Origin of the sequence: Cellulomonas sp. B6 (genome assembly GCF_001462455.1) — a bacterium.
Lineage (GTDB): Bacteria > Actinomycetota > Actinomycetes > Actinomycetales > Cellulomonadaceae > Cellulomonas.
Genome location: NZ_LNTD01000194.1, coordinates 1 through 2,544 on the forward strand (window position 1 = coordinate 1; position 2,544 = coordinate 2,544).

A 2,544-nucleotide genomic window follows, 5' to 3' on the forward strand; every position below is an offset into this window, starting at 1 on the left:
CCCGCCTGCCCGACGGCACGCGCCTGCACGCCGTGCTGCCGCCGCTCACCGACACGTGCACGACGCTGAGCCTGCGGGTCGTGCGGCCGCGCGCGTTCACGCTCGCCGACCTCGCGGCGTCCGGCACGGTCGCCCCGCCCCTCGTGCCGCTGCTGCGCGCGCTCGTCGACGCGCGCGCCAACCTCCTGGTCTCCGGCGCCACCGGGGCAGGCAAGACGACGCTGCTGGCCGCACTGCTCTCGCTCGTCCCGCACGACGAGCGCATCGTGCTGGTCGAGGAGGCCGGCGAGCTCGTCGCCGACCACCCCCACGTCGTGCGGCTCACGACGCGCCCGCCCAACGTCGACGGCGCCGGTGGCGTGGACCTCGCCGACCTCGTCCGGCAGTCGCTGCGCATGCGACCCGACCGGATCGTGCTCGGCGAGTGCCGCGGCGCCGAGGTGCGCGAGGTCCTCGCCGCGCTCAACACGGGGCACGAGGGCGGGTGCGCGACCCTGCACGCCAACGCGGCCGCCGACGTGCCCGCGCGGCTCGAGGCGCTCGCCGCGCTCGCCGGCCTCGACCGGGCCGCGGTGGCCGCGCAGGCCGCGAGCGCCGTCGACGCCGTGCTGCACGTGCGGCGCGTGCGGCACGGCCCCGACGCCGGCCGGCGGTACCTCGCGGAGATCGGGGTCGTCGAGCGGCGGGGCGACGGCGGACTCGTGGTCGTCACGGCGCTCGACGTCGACCCGGCGGGCGGCGTCCGTCGCGGCCGGGGGTGGCCGCGACTCGCCGCGCGGCTCGACCAGGCCGGGCCGCGCGGTCAGTGCGAGCAGCGGGACCAGGGCGGAGGCGTCGGGCTCGTCGAGCAGGGTGCGGACGGCGGGCAGGGTGCGGACGGCGGGCAGGGTGCGCAGCGCGGGACGTTAGCGCGCGTCGCGCGGGAGCGGACGTGACGGTGCTCGTGGCGGTCCTGGTCGCGGGTGCCGTGCTCGCGCTGGCCGGGCCGCCCGTGCGCCGGGAGGTGCTGCGCACCTCCGTCGCGCCGCACGCGCCGCCGCCCGGGACGACACCGGCCACGACCGGTGCTCTCGGTGGCCGGTCCGCTCCCGGGGCGGGGCCCACCGGCCGGGTCGTGTCGCGCGCGGGCCGCCGGGGTCCGTGGTCAGGCGGGACGTCCGCCCGGGCGCCGCTCGGCTCGGCGTCGCGCGGGACCGCTGCCGACCTCGCGGGTGTCCTGCACGCCGTCGCCTCGCAGCTGCGGGCCGGGGTCCCGCCGCCCGACGCCTGGCGGTCCGTCCTCGGCGTCCCGGGCGAGGACGACGGCGCCCCACCTGCCGCGGCCCTGCTCGCGACCGTGGCGGCCGGCCGAGCTCCGGGCCCCGCCTGGCGTGCCCGCACGCCGCGGAGCGTCGTCCTGGCGCACCGTTCGCGCGTGCGGGCCGTCCTCGCGGGCACGCGCGTCGCTGCCGAGACCGGTGCCCCGCTCGCCGACGTGCTCGCCGACCTCGCGGCCGCCGTGACCGCCGACGCCGAGCAGGCCGCCGACGTCGCCGCTGCGCTCGCGGGGCCGCGTGCCACGGCCCGTGTCCTGGTCCTGCTGCCGCTGCTCGGGCTGCTGGTCGGAGCGGCGATCGGTGCGCGCCCCTGGCAGGTGCTCACCGGTGGTGGCGTCGGCAGCGTGCTCGGTGTCGTCGGTGTGACGCTCATGGTGGGCGGTTCCCTGTGGGTGCGGACCCTGCTGCGGCGCGCGGTCGCGACGTGACCGGCGACCTGGCCGGGGCCGCGTCGGCCGGGCTCACGGCGAGCGTCGGCACCGGTGTCCTCGTCGCCCTCGCCGTGCTGCTGGCGGCGGTGCCCTGGCGCCCGGCGCGTGGCGTCGGGAGCCTCCGGGCGCCGGGCGACGAGCCCCGAGGCCGACAGGCGGCGCGACGTCGGGCTGCTGCGCGCGGGGCGGCCGACGGGTTGCCGGACGCGGCGCAGGCGCCGCTCGACGCGGCCTTCGTGCTCGACCTGTGCGCGACGGCCGTCCGTGGTGGTGCCGCGGTGCCGACGGCGCTCGTCGGCACCGGGCGGCACCTGGGCGGGAGCGACGGCGAGGCGCTCGTGCGCGCCGGCACCGCGTTGGGCATGGGCGCGCCGTGGGACGTCGCGTGGGCCGGTGCGCCCCCGGCGGTCGCCGCGGTCGGGGCGGCGCTGCGGGTCGGGTGGGACGCCGGGTCGTCGCCCGGCCCGCTGCTGCGCGCCGCCGCCGACCGCCTGCGCCGTGAGCGTCGTGCCGCGGCGCGTGCCGCCGCCGGTGCGCTCGGGGTCCGCCTGACGCTGCCGCTCGGCGTGTGCTTCCTGCCCGCGTTCGTCGTGCTCGGGCTCGTCCCGGTGGTGCTCGGGCTGGCGGGCGACCTCCTCGGGCCCTGACGGTCGAGGACGCGGGGACCGAGCGTCCTCGTCGCGGCCGGTGGCGTTCGCGTCCTCCGAGCGCCTCGCCGTGGCGCAGGCGTGCGCCGTGCGTGCCGAGCCTGGGCCGACGGTGTCCCACGAGCGCGCCACGGGCCTCGTGGGGCGGAC

3 protein-coding genes are annotated in these 2,544 nt (G+C 80.4%); all 3 read left to right on the forward strand.

Translation table 11 applies throughout. The features are described from left to right. Nucleotides 1-935: CpaF family protein (locus ATM99_RS15685; RefSeq protein ID WP_190278856.1), on the forward strand; the 935-nt coding region annotated here is incomplete at its 5' end. Beyond that, nucleotides 932-1,744, forward strand: coding sequence for a type II secretion system F family protein (locus ATM99_RS15690; RefSeq protein WP_062103788.1), 813 nt, complete (start codon nucleotides 932-934; stop codon nucleotides 1,742-1,744). The genes ATM99_RS15685 and ATM99_RS15690, both read left to right, overlap by 4 nt. Further along, a complete protein-coding gene (locus ATM99_RS15695) occupies nucleotides 1,741-2,394 on the forward strand; it encodes a type II secretion system F family protein (protein WP_223305182.1) in 654 nt (217 codons plus the stop codon). The genes ATM99_RS15690 and ATM99_RS15695 overlap by 4 nt, the downstream gene beginning before the upstream one ends. Nucleotides 2,395-2,544: the final 150 nt, after the last annotated feature.